Source organism: Lentzea kentuckyensis (assembly GCF_002150765.1).
GTDB classification, from domain to species: domain Bacteria; phylum Actinomycetota; class Actinomycetes; order Mycobacteriales; family Pseudonocardiaceae; genus Lentzea; species Lentzea kentuckyensis.
This window is the reverse complement of sequence record NZ_MUYM01000043.1, coordinates 126039-149447: the sequence shown is the minus strand read 5'-3', so window position 1 is coordinate 149447 and position 23409 is coordinate 126039. Positions and strand designations below refer to the sequence as shown.

The following is a 23409-nucleotide window of genomic DNA, read 5'->3' as shown; positions in this document are numbered from 1 at the left end:
TGTGTCATGGCCCGCGTTCTGCCAGGCTGCCCCGATGTTCTCCGGCAAGCACGTGATCATCACCGGCGGCTCCAGCGGCATCGGCTTCGCGACCGCGGAGCTGCTGACGGCCCGCGGCGCCCGCGTGTCGCTGCTGGCCCGCGGTGCGTCGAGGCTGATCGCCGCGGCCGAGCAGCTGCGGGCCCGCGGCGGCCAGGTCGACACCCGCCCCGTCGACGTCGCGGACGGCGCCGCCCTCGCGGCGGTGATGAGCGATCTCGGGCCCTGTGACGTGCTGGTCAGCTGTGCGGGGCTGGCGCGTCCCGGCAAGTTCCTCGAACTCGACGACGAGGTGTTCCGCGAGATGATCGAGGTCGACTACTTCGGCACGTTGCACGCGGTGCGGGCGGCGGTGCCGTCGATGGTGGCCCGAGGCACCGGCAGCGTGGTGGCGGTGTCGTCGGCGGCCGGACTGCTCGGCGTCTACGGCTACAGCGCCTACGCCCCGGCGAAGTTCGCGGTGCGGGGCCTGATGGAGACGTTGCGGGCGGAGCTGCGGCCGCACGGCATCCACGTCGGCGTGGTGTTCCCGCCGGACGTGGACACGCCGCAGCTCGCGGAGGAGAACCGGTGGAAGCCCGCCGAGACGCGCGCGATCAGCGGGACCGTCAAGCCGATCCAGGCCTCGGTGGTGGCACGGGCGATCGTGGCGGGCATCGAGAAGCGGCGGTTCCTCATCTGCCCTGGCCCGAGCATGAAGGTGCTGGCGAGGCTCGGCGGGGTGCTGACGCCCGTGCTGAACCGCTACTTCGACCGCAAGATCGACCGGCTGGCCTGAACCGTCAGGCCGCGCGCTTCACGTTGGCGCGCACCAGGAGGTAGACGAGGAACGGCCCGCCGATGATCGCCGTGACGACGCCGACCGGCAGGTCGTTGGGCAGCACCAGCCGTGCGATGAGGTCGGAGCCGATCAGCAGCAGCGCGCCGAACAGCCCGGACGCGATCAGCGGCGGTACCGGGCTTTTGAGCAACCGCATGGTGATCTGCGGCGCGACCAGTGCGACGAACGGAACCGGGCCCGCTGCCGAGACCGCGACACCTGCCAGAAGCACGGCACAGAGCAGGAGCAGGGCTCGCACGGCGCCGTACCGGACACCGAGACCGGCGGCCACGTCGTCACCGAAGTGCATCGGCCGGAGCTGGAACGAGATCGCCAGCACGATCACGACCAGCGCGATGGTGACCCACAGCGTCGTCCACACCTGGGGCCACGATCGCGCGTCGAGCGACCCGACCAGCCAGGACTGCGCGCGGGCGACGTCGCGGATGTCCGCCAGCACGAGCAGCCACGTCGTGAGCGCCTGCATCACCGCGTTGACCGAGATGCCGATGAGGATCAGCCGGAAGCCGTCGATGCCCTTGCGCCACGCGAGGAAGTAGACGAGCAACCCGGTCAGCAGCCCGCCGGTGAGCGCGGCCGCGGGCAGCCCGATCGCGCTGGTGATCGCCGCGCCGCCAGACGCCGTCACGAGGGCGACCGCGGTGGCGCTGGCACCGCCGGTGATGCCGAGAACGTCCGGGCTGGCCAACGGATTGCGCGCGATCGACTGGCTGAGCGCGCCGGAGATCCCGAGCGCGGCGCCCACGATCAGGCCCACGAGCGCGCGCGGCATCCGCAGATCCATGATCACGAACTCGTCGACCCGCTCGCCCTGCCCGATCAGCGTCCGGACCACGGCGTCGAGCCCGATGGTGAAGTCGCCGACCGAGATCGACACGCAGAAGATCAGGAACGTCAGCGCGGCCAGAACCACCGTGACGAGCACGATCCACGGCCGCCAGACCCAGGACCAGCCACCGACGCGGACACCTGGATGCATGTTTTCCGGGTGCATCTCCGCTGGATGATTCTGGATGCTCATGCCTGCCTGAACTTTCCGAGCCAGACCAGCGCCGCGAAGAACGGTGCGCCGATGAGGGCGATGACGATGCCGGCCTGCAGTTCGGCCGGCCGCACGACGAGCCGTCCGAGGATGTCGCCGACGAGCAGCACGACCGCGCCGAGCAACCCGGCGTACGGCACCATCCAGCGGTAGTCCGGGCCGGTGATCCACCGCGCGATGTGCGCGACCATCAGCCCCAGGAACGCGATCGGCCCGCACGCCGCCGTCGCCGCGCCCGCCAGCAGCGTGACGGCCACGACCCCGATGGTCCGGCTCGCCGCGATGTTCACGCCGAGCCCGCGCGCCACGTCGTCGCCGAGGTTGAGCAGGTTGAGCGCGGGGGAGTTGAGCAACGCCAGCACCACGCCGACGCCGACGAACGCCGTCGCGACCCAGATCACGTCGAACCCGACGCCCTGCACCGACCCGGCGTTCCAGAACCGCAGCGCGTCCAGCGACTGCTTGTTCCCCAGCGCGACCGCGGTCGTCATCGCGGCGAGGAACACCGTGACGCCCTGCCCGGCCAGGGCGAGGGTGAGCGGGTTGCCCGACCCCCGGCCCAGACTCGACAGCCCGAACACGAGCACGCCGGCCGCGGCGGCGCCGACGAACGCGAACCACATGTACTGGACCGGGTTCTGCAGCCCGAACAGGTACACCGCGAGCACCACCGTGAACGACGCACCGGCGTTGACGCCGAGCAGCCCGGTGTCCGCGATGGGGTTGCGGGTGTGCCCCTGGATCAACGCGCCCGCGATGCCGAGCGCGACGCCCGCCACCACCGCGAGCACCGTCCGCGGGATGCGCAGGGTGTGCACGATGAGCGTGATCTCGGTGAGCCGCTGGTCCGTGCCGGGATCACCGAACAGGCCCTGCCACACCTCGGCGGGGCTGAGCGACCGCGCGCCGATGACCAGCGACAGCACCGCCGACCCGGCGAGCAACACCACCAGGCACGCCAGCCCGAGCAGCCGCCGCTGCCGCGGACCCGCCTCGGCCGGTGCGGACTCCCGTCCGCGTTGCTCCACCACGATGCTCACGACGGGCTACGTTAGCCGCCGCCGGTCGGCCGGACCCAGGGCACCCTTACCTAACCCCGCGCCTCGATCGTTTTCACGGTCTTGGCGAACGCACCGCCCAGGACCTGCCTGCCGAACAGGGCGAGCACACCGGCGAGCAGCCGCCCCTTGAGGTTCTTGCCGTCGCGCACGATCTCGGCGTGCACGACGGTCGTTCCGTCGGCCTGCTTGGTGAACGTGTAGGTGTGACCGGACCGCCCGCCCCACAGGTTGGAGTCGGTCGTGGTGAGCACGACGCGGCTCGGATCGGACCAGTCGTAGCGCAGACGTTCCCAGATGCCCCCGTTTCCCTCGGTGACGTCGGCGAACGTCTCGCCGCGCTCGTGCACCCGCAGCGCGTCGTCGCTGCTGTTGGGGAAGAGCTGCTTGCGGCCGGGACCGAAGTCGGTCAGCGCGGCGACGAACTGCTCGGGGCTCGCGGTGGTCGGCTGGTGCAGGGTGATGGTGGTCATGTCGTGGCTCCTCGTTGTGCTGTCTGCAGGAGCTACTTTCCTCGCGCCGCCGGTTGTTCGCGCCCGTGAATCACCCTGGTCGTTCCGTCCCCGGGACAGCGGTGAGCTGCTCGCGCATCCGGCCCGCCTCGTCCTCGCGGCCCTGCCGCTCGAACATGTCCAGCGCCCGTTCCCAGACCTCGGTGGCCTGGTCGCGCTGCTTCAGGGCGAGGTGCGGATGGCCGAGGTTGGTCAGCATGTTGGCGGTCGTGTAGTCGTCGTTCTCGGCCTGGCACAGCTCGATGGCGCGCTCGTACAGGGCGATCGCCTTGGCGTGGTTGCCGACCTGGTGCTCGATGCGGGCGAGCGTGTCGACGGCGGACGCCTCACCCTGCCGGTCGCCGAGCTCGTGCAGCAGGGCGAGCGCTTTCGCGGCGTGTTCGCGGCCGAGGCCGGTCTCGCCGACCTCGCTGGCGCAGTGGCCGATGTTGTTGTGCGCCAACGCGATCAGCATCTGGTTGCCGGTCTTCCGGTAGTGCGGCAACGCGGCTTTGGCGTGCTCGAACGCTTTTCCGTACTCCGAGCGGCTGGCCCACAGCCAGGCCAGCGTGCCGTGGGCGTCGGCGAGCTGAAGGGGTTCGCCGACCTGTTCGGCCAGTGCGAGGGACGCGGCGAGGTGGTGCTGGGCCTCGTCGTAGCGGTGCACCTGGCCGAGGCTGCTGCCCATGATCCGGTGCGCGACCACCCGTTCCTCCGGGTCGTCGGCGGCGTCGATGGCCGTCTGCCACATGGCCAGCTCGTCGTCGAGATGGCCCCGCAGCTGGTGATAGGCGTGCGACACCCTGGCCAGCAGCACGACCCGGTCGTTCCAGCCGTGCGCCGCGGCGGCCTGTTGCACGGCCCGGCGCGTGCCCCGTTCCGCGTCGAACCACGCCAGCGCGCCCGCCTTGCCGGCGGCGGGGCGGATGACGGTTCCGGCCGCCGGCGCGTCGAGCTCGATCAACGGACGGTGCGGGTCGATCAGCCGGTCGTTGGCGTGCGCGGTGTGCGCGTGGTGGTCGACGAGCCGGCGAAGCGCCTGGTCGCGGTTGCCGGGCCGTTCGGCCGCGTAGGCGCGCACCAGGTCGTGCATCCGGACGCGGAACCCGCTGCCGATCGAGATCAGCGAGGCCTGTTCCAGTGCCCGCAAGGTCGCATACGTGTCCTCTGTGGACAGACCGGCGAGGCTGGCCACCGCGTCCGGCCCGATGTCCTCGCCCGGTGCGACGCCGAGCAGCGCGAACAGTTCCTTCTGCTGGTCGGTCAGCGCGCGGTACGACCACGAGAGCACGACCGGCACGCTGACGCTCGGGTCGGCGTCGAGCGCGCCGAGGCCGAGTTCCTCGAGCTGCCGGGCGATGGCGGCCAGCGACAGGTCCGGCTCCGTCAGCACCCGTGCGCCGACGATGCTCAACGCCAGCGGCAGCCCGCCGCACAGGTCGATCAGCCGTGCCACGGCACGAGGTTCGGCGGTCAACCTGGTCGCGCCGATCCGGCCGGCCAGCAACGTGCTCGCGTCGCCGTCGTCGAGCACGTCCAGCCCGACCGAGCGGGCGGTGGTGAGGCCGGGCAAACGGTTGCGGCTGGTCACCAGCACCCGGCAGGTGTCGCCGCCGGGCAGGATCGGGACGACCTGGGAGGCGTCGACGGCGTTGTCGATCACCACCAGCATGCGCCTGCGCGCGGTCAGGCCGCGGAACAACGCGGCGCGAGCACGTGGGTCGGCCGGGACGCGGTTCGCGTCCAGCCCGAGCGCGTGCAGAAACCCGCGGATGGCCACGTCCGGTTCCATCGGCGTCTCGTCGGGGCTGAACCCGCGCAGGTCGACGAACAGCTGGCCGTCCGGGAAACGGTCCAGCTCGCGGTGCGCCCAGTGCAGCGCGAGCCAGGTCTTGCCCATGCCGCCCGCGCCCGCGATCGCCGCGACGCCCTGCTCCCGCAGGGCGTCGTCCAGCTCCGCCAGGTCCTCCTCACGGCCGACGAACTGCGCGGGCGCGGACGGCAGCTGCCTGGGCACGCCGGCCGCGGGTCCGGCGTCACCGAGGAGGAGCTCTTCGTGGAGCCGGCGCAGTTCCGGGCCCGGTTCGGCGCCGAACTCCTCGACGAGCCGGGTCCGGACACTGCGGAACTCCTCGAGTGCCTCGGAGCCGCGGCCCGCCTGCGCGAGCGCCTGCATGTGTTGTGCCGCAACACGTTCGTCGAGCGGACCGGCCGCGGCCCGCGCGGAGATCGTCGCGAGCAGCTCCGGGCCCTGGCCGAGCCGCAGCCGGGCGTCGACGAGATCCAGTTCGGCGGCGTCGCGTTCCGCGGCGAGCCGGTCGCGGGTGTCACCGGCCCACTCGCCGCCGATGCCGGTCAGCGGTTCACCTCGCCACAGCGTCGCCGCTTCGGTGAGAATCCGCACGACGGCTTCGTCGTCGCGCCGCCGGCGTGCCTCGTCGCGGAGCGCGCGGAACCGCATGAGGTCCACGGCGGACTCATCGGTGACGAGCGCGTACCCGTCGGCCCTGCTGGCCAGGGTGACGGCGGTGGTCCCGGCGAACGCCTGCCGCAGCCGCGAGAGGTAGCTGTGCAACGTCGCCCGTGACCGAGGCGGTGGCTGTGCGCCCCAGACCCGTTCGGTCAACCGGCTCACCGACACGGTCCTGTTCACGTCGACCGCCAGTGCCGCGAGCACGCAGCGCTGCCTCGCCGGCCCCAGTCCGACGTCGAGGCCGCCGACCCGCGCGCTCACCTCTCCGAGCAGAGCGATCTCGACCGCCGATCCCACCGCACCTCCCGTCCACGGCAACCACGAGCCTATGACACGGAGACGGGAGGGACGGGGTGGAATACCTCCGGTGGGTAACGCCAGTTCAGCGGCGAGCAGCGACCGCCTGTTGCAACAGGGTCAGTGCCTGCTTGGCCACGACGTTGAACATGCCCATGGTGGTGTCGCGCTCGCCGAGCACCACCAGCAGCGTGTCGGCGTCGACCCCGAAGACGCCGACCTGACCGGAGTCGCCCTCGAAGAACACCGCTTTCGGGCTGCCGACCCCGGCCTGGGTGGTGAACTGGGTCGCGAGCCCCGCGGCGGCCGCGGCCATCGCGGCGACGCCGTCGTCCTGGACGGCCCGCGTGGCGCTGCACAGCACCAGGCCGTCCCGCGTCGCGACCAAGACCCCGTTGATCGCGATCGAGTCGATGCTGTCCTGGATCTCCCGGAGCGCCTCGGTCATGAGTCGCGCGTTGGCGCCCGCCTCCGGCCGCGAGACCGTCGCCGCGGCGTCCTGCGTCGATCCACGTCTGCGCATGGGGAGCACGTCGGGCGTCGACGCCGGCTGGGTGGACATCCCGGTCACACCGTCAGGTCGGCTTCGATGGCCTTGAGGTGGTGCCGCGCCAGCGCGAGGTTCGCCCGCTCCCGGTCCAGCACGAGGTAGAGGAACAGCATCGAGTCGCCCCGCTTGGTGGGCTTGAGCAGGCGGATGAGGTGGTACTGGCGGTGCAGGGTGATCAGGATGTCCTCGATCTCGTCGTTCAGCTTGAGCGCCGAGATCACCCGCTGCTTGGACCGCACGACCTCGGTGTTGCCGGCCGCGGCCACCTCCAGGTTCAGCCAGTCACCGCCACCGATCGAGCCGAGCGACATCCCGCTGTCGTAGTCGACGAGCGCTGCCCCCACCGCGCCGGCGACGGTCATTGCTTCCTTTAATGCGGTTTCGATGTCCATCCGGAACACATCTCCTCGCGGCGAGTCACACGTGGAGACGGTTTTCCTGTGTTCCCAACGACTTTGCTGGCAGGACCACGTGATCAAGTCACCCTACGTCGCGTCGACCGTGCCTGAAATGCCCGTTCGGAGCAACGTGGACGGTCCATTTGGGACCGCGAGGACGCAAGGACGAGTCAGTCGTCCTTTTTCGACGCGACGAGCGACACGACGGCGAGCCCGGTGTTGACCGCCGAGATGATCGTGGTGAGCTTCGCGGCCCTGCCGGTCAGCTCGCCACGCCTGGCGGCGTACATCGCGGCGGCCGTGTCGGTGGCGTGAATGAGCACGGCCTGCCGCAGGACGCGCGGAGCCGACGCGTCATCGGCCTTCAGCGTCAGCAGATCCACGCCGAGAACGAGCGTGCGGATGCCGAACATGCGTGCGGGGTAGACGAACCGCTTGTCGTCACCCAGTTCCCCGCCGAGACTCTTCGCCATCCTCCCGGCCGCGAACAGCCCCAGCGCGCCGTTGAAGATCCGGACGCAGGCCAGTGCGATCCGGGTGACCTCACCCAGCTTCATCAAGCCACCTCTTCAGCCAGCAGTCGATGTTGTGGCCAGTGTGGACCACTTGGGTCTCGCCACGGGCGTCAACACCACGGCGCGGGCACACTGAGTTCATGAACGACAAGTGGAAGGCCCTGCCCGAACGGCCGAAGCCGGAGGACTGGGTCGAGGAGAAGGACACGAGCCCCCCGCTGCCGGGCGCGCTCGCCGAGGCGGAGGGCGACCGGGAGGTGCGGGAGGCGCGCAACGTCCTCGAACGCGGCGGCTTCTGACCGGCCGGGGGTCAGTCCGTCACTTCGGGTCGAGCACGAAGACCGGGATCTGCCGGTCGGTCTTCTCCTGGTATTCGGCGTAGGACGGGTAGGCCGCGACGGCCCGTTCCCACCACTCGGCTCGCTCGGCGCCGTCGACCTCGCGGGCGACGTAGTCCTTCGTCACGGTCGCGTCCTGCAGCACGATCTCCGGGTTTGCCTTGATGTTGTGATACCAGGTCGGGTGCTCGGGCGCGCCGCCCTTGGACGCCACGACCGCGTAGCTGCCGTCGTGCTCCACGCGCATGACCGGGGTGTAGCGCAGCTTGCCGCTCTTCGCCCCGCGCACGGTCAGCAGCACGATCGGCTTGCCGAGGACCTTGATGCCCTCGGTGGTCCCGGTCTCCAGGATCTTCTTCGTCTGGTTCTGCACCCACTCGGTGGGGCTGAGTTCCACGTCCGCCATGTCACCGATCAACGTCGGACGAGCCGCCCGCATTCCCGTGCGGGCGGCTCGTCCGACGAAGATCAGGTCGTCAGCGTCTGCCGCCGTCGCGGGCCGCGGGCGAGGCCTCGCTGCACCGCGATGAAGACCAGCAGAAGGGCGCCGATCACGATCTTGGTCCACCACGAGCTGAGCGTGCCCTGGAACGAGATCAGCGTCTGGATCGTGCCGAGGACCAGCACGCCGGCCAGCGAGCCGAGCACGTAGCCGACGCCGCCCGCGAGCAGCGTGCCGCCGATGACGACCGCCGCGATCGCGTCGAGCTCCATGCCGACGGCGTGCAGGCCGTAGCCGGACAGCATGTAGAGGCTGAACAGCAGCCCGGCCAGGGCCGAGCAGAAGCCGCTGATCACGTAGACGCCGACCTTGGTCCGCGCGGTCTTCAGACCCATCAGCAGCGCCGACTGCTCGTTGCCGCCCACCGCGTACACCGACCGGCCGAACCTGGTGCGGTGCAGCACGTAGAGCGCGACGAGCACCACCACGAGGGCGATCACGACGTTGTAGGTGATCGTGACGCCGCCGGGCAGTTCGATCACGGCGGTGGCGATGTCGCGGAACGTGCTGTCCTTGATGGACACCGACTCCACGCTGATCACGAAGCACAGGCCGCGGGCGAGGAACATGCCGGCGAGCGTCACGATGAACGGCTGGATGTCGAACTTGTAGATCACCAGCCCCATCAGCAGACCGAGGGTGCTGCCGATGACCAGCACGGCGACGACCACCAGCGGCACCGGCCAGCCGGCGCGCAGACCCGCCGCGGTCACCATGGTGGACAGCGCGACGACCGATCCGACGGACAGGTCGATGCCGCCGCTGAGGATCACGAACGTCATGCCCGCGGCGAGCACGATCAGGAACGCGTTGTCGATGAACAGGTTCGCGATTACCTGCCCGGACGCGAAGCCGTCGTAGCTGGCCGAACCGGCGCCGAACGTGAGCACGAACAGCACCACGGTCGCGAGGACCGGGAGGAACCGCGCCGGCACCCGCTGAGAGACCCGCTGGGTGAGAGCGGTCATGAGACTGCCACCTTTCGGGAGCGGAAGCTGAGTGCGGCACGGGCTTTCGGCGCCTGGACCAGGCACACGGCGATGACGACGACCGCCTTGAACACCAGCGTGACCTCGGGCGCCACACCGATCGTGTAGACGGTCGTGGTGAGGGTCTGGATGATCAGCGCGCCCAGCAGCGTGCCGGTGAGGGAGTAGCGGCCGCCGGCGAGCGAGGTGCCGCCGATGACCACGGCGAGGATCGCGTCCATCTCGATCCACAGCCCGGCGTTGTTGGCGTCGGCGGCGCTCACGTTGGAACTGATCATCAGGCCCGCGATGCCCGCGCACACCGCCGCGAACACGTACACGGTCCAGATGATCGTCCGGGACCGCACGCCGGCCAGCCGGGACGCCTCCGGGTTCACGCCGACCGCTTCGATCAGCATGCCCAGCGCGGTCTTGCGGGTGACGAAGGCGACCAGACCGAGCACCGCGAGGGCGATCAGGATGGAGATCGGGAGGATCAGGAACCCGGCGCCGACCTGCCGGTAGGGGGTGTTGTTGACGGTGATGATCTGGCCCTCGGTCACCAGCATGGCGATACCGCGACCGGCGGTCATCAGCACCAGCGTGGCGATGATGGGCTGGATGCCGAGGCCGGCGACGAGGAAACCGTTCCACAGGCCCAGCAACGCGCACAGCACCAGCGCGATCGCCATGCCGGCGAACGCCGTGCCCGCGTCCCCGGACGCTCCGATGTGGACACACGTGACCGCGCCCGCGATGGCCGCGACAGCGCCGACGGACAGGTCGATGCCGCGGGTGGCGATCACCAGGGTCATGCCCAGCGCGATCAGCAGGGTCGGCGCGCCGTTCTTGAGCACGTCGACCAGGCCGCCGTAGAGGTGGCCGTCCTGGATGCGCAGCGCGAAGAACGACGGGGTGACGACGAGGTTGAGCACCAGCAGCGCGGCGAGCGCGATCAGCGGCCAGAGCAGGCGGTTCTTCACGACGCCGTCCTCTCCGCGACCTGGTCGCCGGCGATGAGCCCGACGACCTCGTCGATGCTCGCGCCGCCGTCCAGTTCGGCGATCTTGTGCCGGTCGCGCAGCACGACGATGCGGTCGGCGATGCGCACGACCTCCTCCAGTTCCGCCGAGATGAACAGCACCGCGGTGCCTTCCGCGGCCAGCTTCGTGACGAGCTGCTGGATCTGGGCCTTCGCGCCGATGTCGATGCCGCGCGTCGGCTCGTCCAGGATCAGCAGCCGTGGTTCGGTCACCAGCCAGCGGGCCAGCAACACCTTCTGCTGGTTGCCGCCGGAGAGCGTGCGCACCAGCGCGTCCGGGTTCGCGGGCCGGATGTCCAGAGCCGCCAGGTACTTCTCGACCAGGTTGTCCTTGACCTTGCGCGGCACCGGGCGGCTCCACCCGCGGGCGGCCTGCATGGCCAGCACCAGGTTGTCGCGGATGCTGAGGTCCGCGACGAGCCCCTCGCCCTTGCGGTCCTCCGAGCAGAACGCGATGCCGGCCGCGATCGCCGAGCGCGGGCCGCGCAGGTGCAGCGGCGTGCCGTCGACGAGCAACCGGCCGGAGTCGGCCTTGTCGGCACCGAAGATCAGTCGGGCGAGCTCAGTGCGGCCGGATCCGAGCAGACCCGCCAGCCCGACCACCTCACCCGCGCGGATGTCCAGGTCGAACGGCGCGATGGAGCCACGCCGGCCGAGGCCCTCCGCGTGCACGAGCACCGGCCCGGACACGGTGTGCCGCTCGCTCGCGTCCTCGATCGCCTCCAGTGCGCCGAGCTCGCGGCCGATCATCTTCGAGACCAGTCCGCGCCGGTCCAGCTCCTTGGTCAGGTGCTCGCCGACCAGGGCTCCGTTGCGCAGCACCGTCATCCGGTCGGAGATCTCGTAGACCTGGTCCAGGAAGTGCGAGACGAACAGGATCGCGACGCCCTCGTCGCGCAGCACCCGCATGATCCGGAAGAGCTCGGCGACCTCACCCGCGTCCAGGCTCGACGTCGGTTCGTCGAGCACCAGGACGCGGCAGTCGACGGCGATCGCGCGGGCGATCGCGACGAGCTGCTGCACGGCGATGGGGTGCGACTCCAGCACGGACGCGGGGTCGATGTGCACGCCGATGCGGGCCAGCACCTCGGCGGCCCTCGCGCGCATCGCGCGGAAGTCGATGCCGCCGAAACGGCGGGGTTCGCGGCCCAGCAGGATGTTCTCCGCGACCGTGAGGTTCGCGCAGAGGTTGACCTCCTGGTACACGGTGCTGATGCCGGCTTGTTGCGCCTCGCCGGGAGAGGAGAACGCGACGGCGTCTCCCGCCAGCAGCGTCGAGCCGCTGTCGGGGGTGTGCACGCCGGTCAGCGTCTTGATCAGGGTGGACTTGCCGGCGCCGTTCTCGCCCATCAGGGCATGCACTTCACCGGGGAACAGCCGGAAGTCGACGTCCTGCAACGCCTTCACGCCAGGAAATGCGAGGCTGATGCCTCGCATTTCGACGACTGGCGGCGGTGACTCGGTCATGGCGGGAGCCTTCGTCGCTGGGGTGCGGGACCCGTCACCGGTACAGGTGAGAGAGTGACGGGCCCCGCAGTCTGTTGGGAAGGAATCAGTACTGGCGGTTCGGGAGAGCGGCCTTGGCCTGCTCCTGCGTGAACGCGCCCTCTTCGGTCACGACCCGCTCCGGTACCTGCTCGCCCTTGACGACCTTCTTCGCGAGGTCCATCAACTGCTTGCCCAGCAACGGGTTGCACTCGACGATGTAGTTGATCTCGCCGTTCGCCAGCGCCGTCATGCCGTCCTTCACCGCGTCGACGGTGATGATCTTGATGTCCTTGCCGGGCACCTTGCCGGCGGCCTTGATGGCCTCGATCGCGCCCAGACCCATGTCGTCGTTGTGCGCGTAGACGACGTCGATCTTCGGCTGGGACTTGAGGAAGGCCTCCATGACCTGCTTGCCGCCGGACCGGGTGAAGTCACCGGTCTGCGAGGCGACGATCTTGATGTCCGGCTTGGACGCGATCTTCTCCTCGAAGCCCTTCTTGCGGTCGATCGCCGGTGCGGCACCGGTGGTGCCCTGCAGCTCCACGACGTTCGTCGGGCCGGTGGCGTTGGCGACCATCCAGTCGCCGGCCTTGCGGCCCTCCTCGACGAAGTCCGAGCCGAGGAACGTCTTGTAGAGCGTCTTGTCGTCCGAGTCGATCGCGCGGTCGGTGAGGATCACCGGGATGTTGGCGCGCTTGGCCTCCAGCAGCACGGTGTCCCACCCGGTCTCGACGACCGGGCTGAACGCGATGACGCTGACCTTCTGCTGGATGTACGAGCGGATCGCCTTGATCTGGTTCTCCTGCTTCTGCTGAGCATCGGAGAACTTCAGGTCGATCCCGGCGGCCTTCGCCTCGTCCTGGACCGACTTGGTGTTCGCGGTGCGCCAGCCGCTCTCGGCGCCCACCTGGGCAAAGCCCATGGTGATGGTGTCGCCGGACGCGGCGGTGCCACCGCCCGAGCCAGAGCCACAAGCTGTCAGCGCGAACAGCGCGATCACGCTGGCGGCTGTCGTGATCTTCTTCAGCACAGGGGTTCCTCCGAGGTGACTACGGTGTCGCGGAGCTTTGCCGCGAGTCCGCGGCTGTCAGGTGGACAAGAGTGAACGCTCACATCGGTCCCGTCAAGCGTTCAACCATAACGAATTGTGAGCGTTGACCTGACCTGGTGGCGGTCGTATGTTAGCGCTCACTTTTGCTGCGAACACCTGCGAACGCCGGGAGCTCAAACCCAATGTCCCCGAGGCACGTTCTGTTGTCCGCCGCACTCGCGGCCTCCCTGCTCGCCGCCGTTCCCGGTTCGGGAGCGGCGGCTGAGACCGACTACACCCTGAAGGTCGACGCCACCAAGAAGGGTGCGTCGATCGACGACACGATGTACGGCGTTTTCTTCGAGGACATCAACCGCGCGGCCGACGGTGGCCTCTACGCCGAGCTCGTCCAGAACCGGTCGTTCGAGTACGACAAGGCCGACAACGCGGCCTACACCGGCCTGACTGCGTGGGCGCCGCACAGCGGCACCGTAGACGTGATCGACGACAGCGGCCGGATGAACGAGCGCAACCGCCGTTACCTCAGGCTCGGCCTGCCCGCCGGCGTCATCAATTCGGGTTATAACAGCGGTATCGCCGTCCAGGAGGGGCAGCGTTACGACTTCTCCGTCTGGGCGCGGACCGATCAGAGCAGCGTCCCCCTCACCGCCACCATCACCGACCCGGCCGGGAATCCGCTCGGCGACGCGGTGAAGGTCCAGGTCAAGGGCGACGGCTGGGCCCGCTACACCGGCAGCGTCCGCGCGAGGAAGTCCACCACGACAGGTCGCCTGCTGGTCACCGGCGGCGGCACCGGGACCCTGCGTCTCGACATGATCTCGCTGATGCCGCAGGACACCTACAAGGGCCACGGCCTGCGCCGCGACCTCGCCGAGAAGATCGCCGCCCTGAAGCCCGGCTTCGTCCGCTTCCCCGGCGGCTGCCTGGTCAACACCGGCAGCCACTACGGCTACGACGCGCCGAACTACGAGCGCCGCCGTTCGTACCAGTGGAAGGACACCATCGGCCCGGTCGAGCAGCGTGCGACGAACTGGAACTTCTGGGGCTACAACCAGTCCTACGGCCTCGGCTACTACGAGTACTTCCAGTTCAGCGAGGACATGGGCGCCATGCCGCTGCCCGTCCTGCCCGCGCTGGTCACCGGCTGCGGCCAGAACCAGGCCACGAACGACCCCGCGTTGCTGCAGCGGCACATCCAGGACACGCTCGACCTGATCGAGTTCGCGAACGGCCCCGCCGACTCCACCTGGGGCCGCAAGCGCGCCGAGATGGGGCACCCCAAGCCGTTCAAGCTGACCCACCTCGCCGTCGGCAACGAGGAGAACCTGCCGGACGAGTACTTCGCCCGCTTCACCGAGTTCCGCAAGGCGATCAACGCCAAGTACCCGGACATCACCGTCGTCGGCAACTCCGGCCCGGACGACACCGGTAGCACGTTCGACCGGCTGTGGCAGCTCAACAAGCAGGCCGGCACGAAGATGATCGACGAGCACTACTACAACAGCCCGTCGTGGTTCCTGGAGAACAACAACCGGTACGACTCCTACGACCGCAACGGTCCCAAGGTGTTCCTCGGTGAGTACGCCTCCCTGGACAACAAGTACTTCAACGCGCTGAGCGAAGCCGCGTACATGACGGGCCTCGAACGCAACGCCGACGTCGTGAAGCTCGCCTCCTACGCGCCACTGCTGTCCAACGAGGACTACGTCCAGTGGAAGCCGGACATGATCTGGTTCAACAACCACGCGTCGTGGGGCTCGGCGAGCTACGAGACGCAGAAGCTGTTCATGAACAACGTGGGCGACCAGGTCGTGCCCAGCACCGCGTCCGCCACGCCGTCGACCCAGGGCCCGATCACGGGCGCGATCGGCCTCTCGACGTGGGCCACCGCGGCGTCGTACGACGACGTGAAGGTCACCAGCGCGGCCGGTCAGCAGCTGTTCAGCGACGACTTCTCCGGCACCGACGCGCAGTGGACCAAGGGCGACAAGGGCATCTGGAAAGTCGTGAACGGCGCCTACGTCCAGTCCGACGCCGCCGCCGAGAACACCCTCGTCACCGCGGGCTCGCGGGACTGGCGCGACTACACGCTCAACCTCAAGGCCACCAAGCAGTCCGGGCGTGAGGGCTTCCTCGTCGCGTTCGGCGTGCGGGACACCGGCAACTTCTACTGGTGGAACCTCGGCGGCTGGAACAACACCCAGTCCGCCGTGGAGAAGTCCGTGGCCGGCGCCAAGAGCACGCTGATGACCAACAACACCAGCATCGAAACGGGCCGCACCTACGACGTGCGCGTCGAGGTGCGCGGACGCCACGTCGCGCTGTTCCTCGACGGGCAGAAGTGGGGCGAGTTCAACGACGACTCGCGCGTGGAACCGTTCCGGCAGGTCGTGACCAGGGACAACGCGACGGGCGAGCTGATCGTCAAGGTCGTCAACGCCCAGGACAACGCCGCCAAGACCAGCATCGACCTCGGCCTGCCGGTGGCGTCGACCGCGCGCGTGACCGTCCTGCAGGGACGGCCGGACGACGTCAACACCGAGTTCGCCCAGCCGATCAAGCCGCGAACGTCGCAGATCAGCGTGCGCACCGCGTTCACCTACACGTTCCCGCCGAACTCCATCACGGTGTTCCGCGTCAAGGACAGGAGCCGCAAGTGATCGACCGCAGATCCCTGCTGCTGGGCACCGGCGGCGTGCTCGCCGCCACCGGAACTCTGGGTCTCGCGGCCTCCGCCCCTGTCGTGGCCGCGCCGGAACCGCCCGCCGAACTGCCGACCCGCAGCCCGCTGGTCGAGCAGCGCGCCGACCCGTTCATCACGCCGCCGACCGACGGCATGTACTACCTGACCGGGTCCGTGCCGGAGTACGACCGGATCGTCGTGCGCGGTGCGTCCACGCTGGACGGTCTGACCGCCGCGCGCGAGCGGACGGTCTGGCGCCGCCCGGCGTCGGGCAAGATGGGCGGCTACATCTGGGCGCCCGAACTGCACCGCATCGACGGCAAGTGGTACATCTACTTCGCCGCCGGGGACAAGGACGAGCCGTTCCGCATCCGCACCTACGTGCTGGAGTCGCCCAACGCCGACCCGCGTGCGGACGGCTGGGTGCTGCGCGGCCAGATCGTGACGCATCTGGACACGTTCACGCTGGACGCGACCACGTTCGCGCACCGCGGGAAGCGCTACTTCCTGTGGGCGCAGAACGACCCCGCGGTCGGGTCCGGCACCAACCTCTACATCGCGGAGATGGCCTCGCCGCTGGCGTTGAAGACGACGCCCGTGCGCATCGCGACACCCACCGCGTCGTGGGAGGTGCAGGGTTTCCGGGTGAACGAGGGGCCGGCGGTGCTGATCCGCAACGGCCGGGTGTTCGTCACGTTCTCGGCGAGCGCCACCGACGCCCGGTACTGCATGGGTCTGCTGACCGCCGACGAGAACGCGAACCTGCTCGACGCCCGTTCGTGGACCAAGTCGGCTCAGCCGGTCTTCACCACGAACGCGCCGACGTCGCAGTACGGGCCGGGGCACAACTCGTTCACCACGGTCGGTTCGATGGACGTGCTCGTCTATCACGCACGCGACTACCGCGACATCGTCGGTGACCCGCTGTTCGACCCCAACCGGCACACGCGCGTGCAGCGGGTGTACTGGAACGACGACGGCACACCGAGTTTCGGCGTCCCGGTCGGCAAGGGCGGCCCGATCGTGCGGCTGGCCACGTTGGACGGTCTGCACGTGCGGCACTACGAGTACCGGCTGCGGTTCGACGGCAACATCCGCGAGCTGGCCGACTCGCAGTTCCGCTTCGTGCCGGGCTTTCTGGGCGCCGGCACGGTCGCGCTGCAGTCGGTGAACTTCCCGGACCGGTACGTGCGCGTCGACGGCGATGTGATCCGTATCGACCCGTACGAGGACACGGACGCCTACGGTCGCGCGACGAGCTTCACGCGCGTGCCAGGACTCGCTGACAACAAGGCGATCTCGTTGAATGTTGGAGCAAATTCTTATCTCATCCAAGATCGGGGCAGACTGGTGGTCGCCAGCCCCGGAAACGACCGCGACGCGCGCCGACGTGCGACGTTCCGGCTCGAATAGGCGTCACAATGGGTGCGCTGCAACAGGACCGACACATGTGATCGCTAACATCTCGGTCTAGACCAAAGGATCGGAGCCCGTCCGTGGATCAGAAGACCCAGCGCGACCCCGCGATGACCGACGTCGCCCGCCTCGCCGGGGTGTCCCACCAGACGGTTTCGCGTGTCCTCAACGACCACCCGAACGTCCGTGAGCAGACCCGCCTGCGGGTTCGCGCCGCCATCAAGGAACTGGGCTACCGGCCCAACCGGGCGGCACGGGCGTTGGTCACCGGCAAGACGCAGTTGATCGGCGTGGTGGCGCAGAACTCGACGCTGTACGGCCCGGCCTCTCTCCTGTCCGCCTTCGAGGAGGCGGCGGGCGAGGCCGGGTTCGCGGTGAGCGTCGGCCGGGTGAAGGTGCTGGACCGCGAGTCGATAGCGGCCGCTGTCGAACGGCACCGGGACCAGCGCGTGGCCGGCATCGTGGTGATCGCGCCGAACGCCTCCGCCGCCGACGCGCTCGCCGACGTGCCGGCCGGCCTGCCACTGGTGACTGTGGACGGTGACCCGGACCGCCGGACGCCGTTGGTCACCGTCGACCAGGCGGCCGGTGCGTTCGAGGCCACCACCCACCTGCTGGAGGCGGGACACCAGACCGTCTGGCACGTGTCGGGCCCCCAGGACTGGTTCGACGCGGCCGGCCGGGTAGACGGCTGGCGGCGCGCGCTGGAAGCCGTGAACGCCGAGGTGCCGCCGGTGGTGGCAGCTGATTGGAGCGCCGCCGCCGGCTACAAGGCGGGCCAGATGCTGGCGCGGATGCCCGAGGTCACGGCCGTGTTCGCGTCCAACGACCACCTCGCGCTGGGCGTGCTGCGGGCCATGCACGAGCGCGGCCGGCGGGTGCCGCACGACGTCAGCGTGGTCGGCTTCGACGACGTGCCGGAAGCCGCCTACTTCATCCCGCCGCTCACCACGGTCCGCCCGGACTTCGCCGCGGTGGCACGGGAAACGCTCGGGATGCTGCTCGAGCAGGTCATCGAGGGCGAGTCCGTCCCGTCGAGAAGGACCGTCGCGCCGGTGCTGGTGCGGCGGGAGAGCGTGGCGTTCCCGTCCTGATCGGCGGGCATCTCGGACCCCGGCCGGCCACGTGCCGGCCGGGGTCCGGAGCGTTCCCTGAGACAGGTGCGGGACGGGTCGTGTGGTGATCCGTCGGGCAGCGACCAGGGACGCGGTACCGAGCCTGTGTGGACAGTGGCGCCCGTTCACTCACGCAAACCCCATCAGCCTCATTTTTGGGTACGCGGGGACCCCGCGTACCGCTGAAGCGGACAAAAGGGCCCCGCGTGCCCGCTGGCAGGCGGGGCGGGGACTGCGGAGCGTGCTGGCTGCGGCGTTGGTTCACTCGAACGGTGAGCTGGCGGGTGGTGGTCCAGGGGCGGGAAGGCGATCCGCCGACCGGGTGTTTTGTCGTGCGTTCACTCTGGTGGGCATCCTGCGGTTCATCACGGGTTTCACGACGTTCGGCCCGCATCTTGACGGGCGGAATGTTAGCGATAACACTCAGGGCGTGACTGACAAGACGATCCATCCCGACGCCTGTGTGGTGGGCGTCGACTTCGGCACGCTGTCCGGTCGCGCGGTGGTCGTCCGCGTCCGGGACGGTGCCGAGCTCGGCACCGCGGTGCACGACTACGGCCACGGTGTAGTGGACCGCGCGCTGCCAGGGTCGGGCAAGGTGTTGCCGCCCGAATGGGCGTTGCAGGTGCCTTCCGACTACGTCGACGTGCTGCGGACCGCCGTCCCGCAAGCGGTCGAGGCTGCCGGGGTCGCGCCCGAGCTGGTGATCGGGATCGGCACCGACTTCACCGCCTGCACGATGGTGCCGGTGACCTCTGACGGGACGCCGCTGTGCGAGCTGCCGGAGTTCGCGGACAACCCGCACGCCTACATCAAGCTGTGGCGCCACCACGCCGCGCAACCTCAGGCCGATCGCATCAACGAGCTTGCGGCGCAACGGAAAGAGCCGTGGCTCGCGCGGTACGGCGGGCTGATCTCCTCGGAGTGGGAGTTCGCCAAGGGCCTGCAGGTCCTGGAGGAGGCGCCCGAGGTCTACGAGGCGATGGCCCGCTGGGTCGAGGCCGCCGACTGGATCGTCTGGCAGCTCACCGGCGAGTACACCCGCAACGCCTGCACCGCCGGCTACAAGGGCATCCACCAGGACGGCGCGTATCCGAGCGAGGAGTTCCTCGCCGCGCTGAACCCGGCGTTCACGAAGTTCGTCGCCGACAAGCTCGACCACCCGCTCTCCGCGCTCGGCGACAAGGCCGGGACCCTGACGGCCGAGGCCGCGGCGTGGACCGGTCTGCCGCAGGGCATCGCGGTCAGCGTCGGCAACGTCGACGCGCACGTCACCGCCCCGGCCGCGCAGGCCGTGGAGCCCGGTCAGATGGTCGCGATCATGGGCACGTCCACGTGCCACGTGATGAGCGGCGACGTGCTGCGCGAGGTGCCGGGCATGTGCGGCGTCGTCGACGGCGGGATCGTCGCGGGCCTCTGGGGTTACGAGGCCGGGCAGAGCGGTGTCGGTGACATCTTCGCGTGGTTCGTGAAGAACCAGGTGCCGCCCGCCTATCACGAGCAGGCGCGCGAACGCGGGCTCACCGTGCACGAGCTGCTCACCGAACTGTCCGCCGAGCAGGCGGTGGGGGAGCACGGGCTGATCGCGCTCGACTGGCACAGCGGCAACAGGTCCGTGCTGGTCGACCACGAACTGTCCGGTGTGGTCCTCGGCCAGACGCTCGCGACCCGCGCCGAGGACATCTACCGCGCACTGCTGGAGGCCACGGCGTTCGGCACGCGGGTGATCGTCGACGGGTTCACCGACTCCGGTGTGCCGGTGACCGAGCTGGTGATCGCCGGCGGGCTCATCAAGAACAAGCTGTTGATGCAGATCTACTCCGACGTCACGAACCTGCCGCTGTCCGTCATCGGGTCCGCGCAGGGGCCGGCGCTCGGCTCGGCGATGCACGCCGCCGTCGCGGCGGGCGCGTTCGCGGACATCCGCGAGGCCGCCGGTGCCATGGGATCGGTGCAGCGCCACGTCTTCAGGCCGATCGCGGAGAACGTCGACGCGTACGAACGGCTGTTCCTCGAATACCAGGAGCTGCACGATCACTTCGGCCGGGGTGGCAACGATGTCATGCGCCGGCTGCGCAGGTTCCGCCGGGACGCGTTGGAAGGGAAGAAGAACTGATGTCCGCCACGGCAGAGCTGCGCCGCACGGTCGCCGACCTGCACCGCGAACTGACCAAGTACGAACTGGTGATCTGGACCGCGGGCAACGTCTCCGCGCGGGTGCCCGGTCACGACCTGATGGTCATCAAGCCCTCCGGCGTGTCCTACGACGAGCTCGGTCCGGACGCGATGGTCGTGACCGACCTGCACGGCAATCTGGTGGAGGGCGAGTTCGCGCCGTCGTCGGACACCGCCGCGCACGCCTACGTCTACCGGCACATGCCCGAAGTGAACGGTGTCGTGCACACGCATTCCCCTTACGCCACGGCGTGGGCGGCGCGCGGTGAGCCGATTCCGTGCGTGCTGACGATGATCGCGGACGAGTTCGGCGGGGAGATCCCGGTCGGCCCGTTCGCGTTGATCGGCGACGACTCGATCGGCCAGGGCATTGTGGAGACGCTCAAGTCCAGCAGGTCCCGGGCGGTGCTGATGCGCAACCACGGACCGTTCACGGTCGGCCCGACCGCGAAGTCCGCGGTGAAGTCCGCCGTGATGCTGGAGGACGTCGCGCGGACCGTCCACTTCGCACTCCAGCTCGGCAAGGCTGAGCCGATCGACCAGCAGCACGTCGACGCTCTGTACGAGCGCTACCAGAACGTTTACGGCCAGTGAGCCCAGAAGGAGAACACATGCCGGACAAGCCCCAGATCTGGTTCCTCACGGGCAGCCAGCACCTGTACGGCCAGGAGACCCTCGACCAGGTCGCGGCTCAGTCCCAGCAGATCCAGCGGATGCTCACCGACTCCGGCCGGATCAGCACGGAGATCGTGTGGAAGCCGGTGCTGACCGACGCGGGCGCGATCCGCGCCGTCATGCAGGAGGCCAACGTCGACCCGTCGTGCGTCGGCGTGATCGCGTGGATGCACACGTTCTCGCCGGCGAAGATGTGGATCACCGGGCTCGACCTGCTGCGCAAACCGTTGCTGCACCTGCACACGCAGCTCAACGAGGCGCTGCCGTGGTCCACGATCGACATGGACTTCATGAACCTCAACCAGGCCGCGCACGGCGACCGCGAGTTCGCGTACGTGCAGACGCGGATCGGGGTGGCGCGCAAGACGGTCGCGGGCCACGCGAGTGATCCGCAGCTGGCCGAGCGGGTCGACGGCTGGGCCCGTGCGGCGGCCGGCCTCGCGCACCTGCGTTCGCTGAAGCTCGCCCGGTTCGGCGACAACATGCGGGACGTCGCGGTGACCGAGGGCGACAAGGTCGAGGCGGAGCTGCGGTTCGGCGTCTCGGTCAACACCTACGGCGTGAACGACCTCGTCGAGGCCGTGGACGCGGTGGCGGACGCCGACATCGACCTGCTGGTCGCCGACTACGCGGAGACCTACCGGCTCGCTCCCGAACTGGCGCGCGGGGCGGAGCGGCACGACTCACTGCGTTACGCCGCCCGCATCGAGATCGGCCTGCGGTCCTTCCTGGACGCCGGCGGGTTCGGCGCGTTCACGACGAACTTCCAGGACCTGGGCGGGCTGCGGCAGCTGCCGGGCCTCGCCGTGCAGCGGTTGATGGCCGACGGCTACGGCTTCGGCGGTGAGGGCGACTGGAAGACCTCCGCGCTGCTCGCCGCGGTGAAGGTGATGGGTGCCGGCACGGGTCGCGGCACGTCGTTCATGGAGGACTACACCTACCACTTCGGGCCGGGCACGCCGAAGGTGCTGGGCGCGCACATGCTGGAGGTGTGCCCGACGATCGCGGACGGCGTGCCGTCGTGCGAGATCCACCGGCTCGACATCGGCGACCGGGAGGACCCGGTGCGCCTGGTGTTCGACGCGGCCGCCGGCCGCGCCGTGGTGATCGGCCTGGCCGACCTGGGCGACCGCTTCCGGCTGGTGGCCAACGAGGTCGAGGTGGTCGGTCCGGACGAGCCGCTGCCGAAGCTGCCCGTCGCACGGGCGGTGTGGCGGCCGGAGCCGTCGCTCTCGACGTCGGCGGAGTGCTGGCTCACCGCGGGCGGCCCGCACCACACCGTGCTGACCCAGGCGGTCGGGCCGGAGACGTTGCGGGACTTCGCCACCATGGCGGCCACCGAACTGGTGCTGATCGACTCGGCGACCACCCCCGACCAGTTCGGTGACCGGTTGCGCTGGAACGCCGCCTACCACCGCCTGGCCGCGGGAATGCGCTGACTCAGGTCGCCCGCGTAGAAGGCGGCGATTCGCTTCCAGGTCGCGACGGGGTTGGAGTAGAGCGGAAGGTGCCCGCTGTGCGGGATCTCCGCGAGCTCCACCCCGTTCGCGTCCAGGGACGGCAGATAGGACAGTGACGCGCACTCCTCGCCGTAGAGGTACATCTTCGGGAAGGGGAGTGCGAGGAACTTCTGCAGCAGGTTTCCGTGGTCGGCGAGCTCGACCACCGAGCGGAAGATGCCGTGCACGGCGCCGCGGCGGATCTTGTGCGGCAAGTTCGCCGTGTACAGGCCGCTCGAGTAGCCCGGCACGTGGCGCAGGTTCGCGACGAACCGGTCGAAGAGGTCGCCGGGCTCCTGATGGGAAAGCGCTTGCCTGGTCGGCGCGCAGTCCTCGGGGGCGAGCGTGCCCTTGATGTTGACGAAGCTGAGCACCCTGCCCGGTTCGCGGTGGGCGAGCAGGAGTGCCGTGAGGCCGCCGAGCGAGTGCCCGACGAGGTGGAAGCGGCCGATGCCGGCCCGTTCGAGCACCGCGCGTGCCGTGTCCACCAGGAACGGCACGTCGATCGCCCGGAGATCGGCGCATTCCGTGGCACCGCAGCCCGGTGCGTCGTAGGCGAGGAAAGCACGCCCGGTGAACTCGTGACGCTGCGTGATGTCGGTGAAGTCCTCCTTGCTCGTGCCGAACCCGTGCAGGAACACGATCGGTTCGTCGTCACCGCCGCGGCGGACCGCGGCGACTTCGAGGTTCACGCCCTGGACTCTCAGGCGAAGTTGTTCGTGCACGACTCTGTGCCCCGATGGCATGGCTGTC

At 69.4% G+C, this 23409-nt stretch carries 21 protein-coding genes; 8 read left to right on the top strand and 13 right to left on the bottom strand.

Annotated features, from left to right (window positions below; genetic code table 11):
- Positions 1-34: 34 nt before the first annotated feature.
- Positions 35-817 (top strand): SDR family oxidoreductase, encoded by a 783-nt coding sequence (locus B0F77_RS21660; protein ID WP_086664761.1) that lies wholly within the window; start codon positions 35-37, stop codon positions 815-817.
- 4 nt (positions 818-821) lie between these two features.
- Here B0F77_RS21660 and B0F77_RS21655 read toward each other — a convergent pair whose 3' ends face one another.
- From B0F77_RS21655 to B0F77_RS21625, 7 genes are all read right to left on the bottom strand, one after another.
- Positions 822-1901: a FecCD family ABC transporter permease gene (locus tag B0F77_RS21655; protein ID WP_211293915.1), complete on the bottom strand. Its 1080-nt coding sequence runs from the start codon at positions 1899-1901 to the stop codon at positions 822-824.
- Positions 1898-2962, bottom strand: coding sequence for a FecCD family ABC transporter permease (locus tag B0F77_RS21650; RefSeq protein WP_245848510.1), 1065 nt, complete (start codon positions 2960-2962; stop codon positions 1898-1900). Before B0F77_RS21650 ends, B0F77_RS21655 begins: the two co-directional genes overlap by 4 nt.
- 50 nt (positions 2963-3012) lie before the next feature.
- Positions 3013-3453: a hypothetical protein gene (locus tag B0F77_RS21645; protein ID WP_086664760.1), complete on the bottom strand. Its 441-nt coding sequence runs from the start codon at positions 3451-3453 to the stop codon at positions 3013-3015.
- Between the two features lie 70 nt (positions 3454-3523).
- Positions 3524-6241 (bottom strand): AfsR/SARP family transcriptional regulator, encoded by a 2718-nt coding sequence (locus tag B0F77_RS21640; RefSeq protein WP_086664759.1) that lies wholly within the window; start codon positions 6239-6241, stop codon positions 3524-3526.
- Positions 6242-6326: 85 nt separating this feature from the next.
- Positions 6327-6764 carry a roadblock/LC7 domain-containing protein gene (locus tag B0F77_RS21635; RefSeq protein WP_086664795.1) on the bottom strand — a complete coding sequence of 146 codons (438 nt, stop codon included), beginning with the start codon at positions 6762-6764 and terminating at the stop codon, positions 6327-6329.
- Between the two features lie 44 nt (positions 6765-6808).
- Positions 6809-7183 carry a hypothetical protein gene (locus tag B0F77_RS21630; RefSeq protein ID WP_086664758.1) on the bottom strand — a complete coding sequence of 125 codons (375 nt, stop codon included), beginning with the start codon at positions 7181-7183 and terminating at the stop codon, positions 6809-6811.
- A 176-nt stretch (positions 7184-7359) separates the two neighbouring features.
- Positions 7360-7746, bottom strand: coding sequence for a hypothetical protein (locus B0F77_RS21625; protein ID WP_086664757.1), 387 nt, complete (start codon positions 7744-7746; stop codon positions 7360-7362).
- Positions 7747-7844: 98 nt separating this feature from the next.
- Between B0F77_RS21625 and B0F77_RS48020 the strand changes: the two genes are divergently transcribed.
- Positions 7845-8003 (top strand): hypothetical protein, encoded by a 159-nt coding sequence (locus B0F77_RS48020; protein ID WP_158102785.1) that lies wholly within the window; start codon positions 7845-7847, stop codon positions 8001-8003.
- A 19-nt stretch (positions 8004-8022) separates the two neighbouring features.
- Here B0F77_RS48020 and B0F77_RS21620 read toward each other — a convergent pair whose 3' ends face one another.
- The 5 genes from B0F77_RS21620 to B0F77_RS21600 all read right to left on the bottom strand — a co-directional run bounded on the left by B0F77_RS21620 (position 8023) and on the right by B0F77_RS21600 (position 13072).
- Positions 8023-8448, bottom strand: a complete 426-nt coding sequence (locus tag B0F77_RS21620) for a nitroreductase family deazaflavin-dependent oxidoreductase (RefSeq protein ID WP_086664794.1) — start codon at positions 8446-8448, stop codon at positions 8023-8025.
- Positions 8449-8510: 62 nt separating this feature from the next.
- On the bottom strand, positions 8511-9512 hold the full coding sequence (yjfF, locus tag B0F77_RS21615) for a galactofuranose ABC transporter, permease protein YjfF (protein ID WP_086664756.1): 1002 nt from the start codon (positions 9510-9512) through the stop codon (positions 8511-8513).
- Positions 9509-10495, bottom strand: coding sequence for an ABC transporter permease (locus B0F77_RS21610; protein ID WP_086664755.1), 987 nt, complete (start codon positions 10493-10495; stop codon positions 9509-9511). Before B0F77_RS21610 ends, yjfF begins: the two co-directional genes overlap by 4 nt.
- Positions 10492-12021, bottom strand: a complete 1530-nt coding sequence (locus tag B0F77_RS21605) for a sugar ABC transporter ATP-binding protein (protein ID WP_086664754.1) — start codon at positions 12019-12021, stop codon at positions 10492-10494. The genes B0F77_RS21610 and B0F77_RS21605 overlap by 4 nt, the downstream gene beginning before the upstream one ends.
- Positions 12022-12106: 85 nt before the next feature.
- Positions 12107-13072: an ABC transporter substrate-binding protein gene (locus tag B0F77_RS21600; RefSeq protein WP_169730961.1), complete on the bottom strand. Its 966-nt coding sequence runs from the start codon at positions 13070-13072 to the stop codon at positions 12107-12109.
- 203 nt (positions 13073-13275) lie between these two features.
- On the opposite strand from B0F77_RS21600, the gene B0F77_RS21595 reads away from it, so the two are divergent.
- The 6 genes from B0F77_RS21595 (at position 13276) to araA (ending at position 22596) form a co-directional block, all read left to right on the top strand.
- Positions 13276-15753, top strand: a complete 2478-nt coding sequence (locus B0F77_RS21595) for an alpha-L-arabinofuranosidase C-terminal domain-containing protein (protein WP_086664753.1) — start codon at positions 13276-13278, stop codon at positions 15751-15753.
- Entirely contained in the window at positions 15750-17189 is a 1440-nt protein-coding gene (locus tag B0F77_RS21590; protein ID WP_086664752.1) for a family 43 glycosylhydrolase, read from the top strand. Before B0F77_RS21595 ends, B0F77_RS21590 begins: the two co-directional genes overlap by 4 nt.
- Positions 17190-17272: 83 nt before the next feature.
- Positions 17273-18286, top strand: a complete 1014-nt coding sequence (locus B0F77_RS21585; RefSeq protein ID WP_245848508.1) for a LacI family DNA-binding transcriptional regulator — start codon at positions 17273-17275, stop codon at positions 18284-18286.
- Positions 18287-18737: 451 nt separating this feature from the next.
- On the top strand, positions 18738-20423 hold the full coding sequence (gene araB, locus B0F77_RS21580; RefSeq protein WP_086664751.1) for a ribulokinase: 1686 nt from the start codon (positions 18738-18740) through the stop codon (positions 20421-20423).
- On the top strand, positions 20423-21076 hold the full coding sequence (locus B0F77_RS21575; protein WP_086664750.1) for an L-ribulose-5-phosphate 4-epimerase: 654 nt from the start codon (positions 20423-20425) through the stop codon (positions 21074-21076). Before araB ends, B0F77_RS21575 begins: the two co-directional genes overlap by 1 nt.
- Positions 21077-21093: 17 nt before the next feature.
- Positions 21094-22596: an L-arabinose isomerase gene (gene araA, locus B0F77_RS21570; RefSeq protein WP_086664749.1), complete on the top strand. Its 1503-nt coding sequence runs from the start codon at positions 21094-21096 to the stop codon at positions 22594-22596.
- On the opposite strand, the gene B0F77_RS21565 is transcribed toward araA, so the two are convergent.
- A complete protein-coding gene (locus B0F77_RS21565; RefSeq protein ID WP_211293914.1) occupies positions 22566-23348 on the bottom strand; it encodes an alpha/beta fold hydrolase in 783 nt (260 codons plus the stop codon). The genes araA and B0F77_RS21565 overlap by 31 nt on opposite strands.
- Positions 23349-23409 lie beyond the last annotated feature (61 nt).

Bases quoted from the DNA above. Each gene is read 5' to 3' on its own strand.
- B0F77_RS21645 (WP_086664760.1), bottom strand. From the start codon at position 3,453: ATGACCACCATCACCCTGCACCAGCCGACCACCGCGAGCCCCGAGCAG.
- B0F77_RS21625 (WP_086664757.1), bottom strand. From the start codon at position 7,746: ATGAAGCTGGGTGAGGTCACCCGGATCGCACTGGCCTGCGTCCGGATC.
- B0F77_RS21630 (WP_086664758.1), bottom strand. From the start codon at position 7,183: ATGGACATCGAAACCGCATTAAAGGAAGCAATGACCGTCGCCGGCGCG.
- B0F77_RS48020 (WP_158102785.1), top strand. From the start codon at position 7,845: ATGAACGACAAGTGGAAGGCCCTGCCCGAACGGCCGAAGCCGGAGGAC.
- B0F77_RS21660 (WP_086664761.1), top strand. From the start codon at position 35: ATGTTCTCCGGCAAGCACGTGATCATCACCGGCGGCTCCAGCGGCATC.
- B0F77_RS21635 (WP_086664795.1), bottom strand. From the start codon at position 6,764: ATGCGCAGACGTGGATCGACGCAGGACGCCGCGGCGACGGTCTCGCGG.
- yjfF (WP_086664756.1), bottom strand. From the start codon at position 9,512: ATGACCGCTCTCACCCAGCGGGTCTCTCAGCGGGTGCCGGCGCGGTTC.
- B0F77_RS21655 (WP_211293915.1), bottom strand. From the start codon at position 1,901: ATGAGCATCCAGAATCATCCAGCGGAGATGCACCCGGAAAACATGCAT.
- B0F77_RS21595 (WP_086664753.1), top strand. From the start codon at position 13,276: ATGTCCCCGAGGCACGTTCTGTTGTCCGCCGCACTCGCGGCCTCCCTG.
- araA (WP_086664749.1), top strand. From the start codon at position 21,094: ATGCCGGACAAGCCCCAGATCTGGTTCCTCACGGGCAGCCAGCACCTG.
- B0F77_RS21620 (WP_086664794.1), bottom strand. From the start codon at position 8,448: ATGGCGGACGTGGAACTCAGCCCCACCGAGTGGGTGCAGAACCAGACG.
- B0F77_RS21605 (WP_086664754.1), bottom strand. From the start codon at position 12,021: ATGACCGAGTCACCGCCGCCAGTCGTCGAAATGCGAGGCATCAGCCTC.
- B0F77_RS21575 (WP_086664750.1), top strand. From the start codon at position 20,423: ATGTCCGCCACGGCAGAGCTGCGCCGCACGGTCGCCGACCTGCACCGC.